2 protein-coding genes are annotated in these 2,272 nt (G+C 54.2%); both read left to right on the forward strand.

Features of this window, described 5'->3' with window-relative positions:
- Positions 1-510 precede the first annotated feature (510 nt).
- The gene (locus tag EA14781_RS25940; protein WP_001406634.1) at positions 511-633 is read left to right on the forward strand and encodes a hypothetical protein; all 123 of its coding nucleotides are present in this window, start codon (positions 511-513) and stop codon (positions 631-633) included.
- Positions 634-671: 38 nt separating this feature from the next.
- Positions 672-2,180, forward strand: a complete 1,509-nt coding sequence (gene ltrA / locus EA14781_RS22085) for a group II intron reverse transcriptase/maturase (RefSeq protein ID WP_001189123.1) — start codon at positions 672-674, stop codon at positions 2,178-2,180.
- Positions 2,181-2,272: the final 92 nt, after the last annotated feature.

Raw genomic sequence — 2,272 nt, forward strand, 5'->3', positions numbered from 1 at the left:
GTGTGCCCGGAGTTCAGGGCGGGCATGGATGCTTAAATGAACCGCGAGTCTGTCTGGAATATTGAACCGGTAACTCACGATGAGAAACCCAACAATCCCACCGGGTGTGACGGTGGAGAACCTGAGCGGCAGTGACCTGCGGCATGCCCGCAGGGTGATGTAACCCGCTGACAACGGGGATTGAGGCGAGATCACTAAGCCGAGATGATCCTCAAGGTTAAGTACTGAAAGGCTGAAGAACATGAACCCGTTAATCCGCCTCTGTGGGTTGAAAACGTCACCACGGCCTACGTGATCTGACAGGCCGTGCAGGAGGAACTGGCAGTGATACGTAAGCACTGCCGGTCGAAGGTGTTTTGACATGTATGCGAAACACCGGGGCAGCAGCGTCTATCACGCTTGCGTTGCTGACTTCTGCCAACTTGCGGCAAGCAAGGATAAAGAGTGCGACGGGCAGCCTCCTCAGTATGCCTGAGTCCAGGCAGGTAAACCGGGGAAGGTCAGCGACGGATGTTAAGGGGGCATGGCTCCGATGACGCGCTGGCTGGCGGAGCTTCCGTAGTAGTCCGCGATGGGGAAAGCCCATTACATGGCGAAGGGAAGCAGTTTGAATGTGTTTGCGACGTGAATTAACTGACCTAACGAGGTGAAGACCTTTGATAATCAGCGAAATGCAACGCAAGCTTGCCACATGGGCAGTCACCGATCCGTCCCTACGGATTCAACGGCTGCTGCGTCTGATAACACAACCAGAATGGCTGGCTGAAGCGGCGCGGATCACGCTTTCATCAAAGGGGGCCCATACCCCCGGCGTTGATGGCGTGAACAAAACAATGCTACAGGCCAGACTGGCTGTTGAGCTGCAAATCCTCAGGGATGAATTACTCTCAGGCCACTACCAGCCCTTGCCCGCCAGACGGGTTTACATCCCTAAAAGCAACGGCAAACTGCGACCACTGGGTATCCCCGCGTTGCGGGATCGTATTGTTCAGCGGGCCATGCTGATGGCGATGGAGCCGATATGGGAGAGTGATTTTCATACGCTCTCATATGGCTTCCGGCCTGAGCGCAGTGTCCACCACGCTATCCGCACGGTGAAATTACAGCTCACAGACTGTGGTGAAACCCGGGGACGCTGGGTGATTGAAGGCGACCTGTCCAGTTACTTCGACACCGTACATCATCGACTGCTGATGAAGGCTGTACGCCGCAGGATCAGTGACGCACGTTTCATGACTCTGCTGTGGAAAACCATCAAGGCGGGACATATCGATGTCGGTCTCTTTCGGGCGGCCAGTGAAGGTGTGCCACAGGGCGGTGTTATATCGCCGCTATTATCGAACATCATGCTGAATGAGTTCGATCAATACCTGCATGAGCGCTACCTGAGCGGGAAAGCCAGAAAAGATCGGTGGTACTGGAATAACAGTATCCAACGGGGCCGAAGTACGGCGGTCAGAGAAAACTGGCAGTGGAAACCCGCGGTGGCGTACTGCCGCTATGCCGATGATTTTGTCCTCATCGTCAAAGGCACCAAAGCACAGGCGGAAGCCATCAGGGAGGAGTGTCGGGGTGTGCTCGAAGGCAGTCTGAAACTCAGGCTGAACATGGATAAGACTAAAATCACCCATGTTAATGACGGCTTTATCTTTCTGGGGCACAGGATCATTCGCAAACGCAGTCGTTATGGCGAGATGCGAGTGGTCTCAACGATCCCGCAGGAGAAAGCCAGAAACTTCGCCGCATCGCTGACAGCACTGTTATCAGGCAACTACAGTGAAAGCAAAGTCGATATGGCTGAACAACTCAACCGAAAACTGAAAGGCTGGGCCATGTTCTATCAGTTCGTTGATTTTAAGGCCAAAGTCTTCAGTTATATCGACCGTGTCGTGTTCTGGAAGCTGGCTCACTGGCTGGCCCGCAAATACCGTACAGGTATCGCTTCCCTGATGAGGTGGTGGTGTAAATCACCGAAACCGGGTCAGAGCAAAACGTGGGTTTTATTTGGTAAAACCAATCACGGCAAGCTCAGCGGCGAAATACTGTACCGGTTGGTGGGGCAAGGCAAGAAGCTGTTCCGCTGGCGGCTACCCGAAGGTAATCCCTATCTGAGGACGGAGACCAGAAACACGTATACATCGCGCTTTACAGAAGTGGCAATGGCGTTCGCCAGCATTTAAATGGAGAGCCGGATGCGCTGAAAGGTGCACGTCCGGTTCGGGGAGGAGAGGCAGGGAAATAGTCCGACTACGCCCTGCCTCTTACTCTACTC

It is taken from the genome of Escherichia albertii NBRC 107761 = DSM 17582 (genome assembly GCF_000759775.1).
Classification (GTDB): domain Bacteria; phylum Pseudomonadota; class Gammaproteobacteria; order Enterobacterales; family Enterobacteriaceae; genus Escherichia; species Escherichia albertii.

What these genes read in the sequence shown, in the direction of transcription:
- EA14781_RS25940 (WP_001406634.1), top strand. Translation starts at nt 511, where the DNA reads ATGTTAAGGGGGCATGGCTCCGATGACGCGCTGGCTGGCGGAGCTTCC.
- ltrA (WP_001189123.1), top strand. Translation starts at nt 672, where the DNA reads ATGCAACGCAAGCTTGCCACATGGGCAGTCACCGATCCGTCCCTACGG.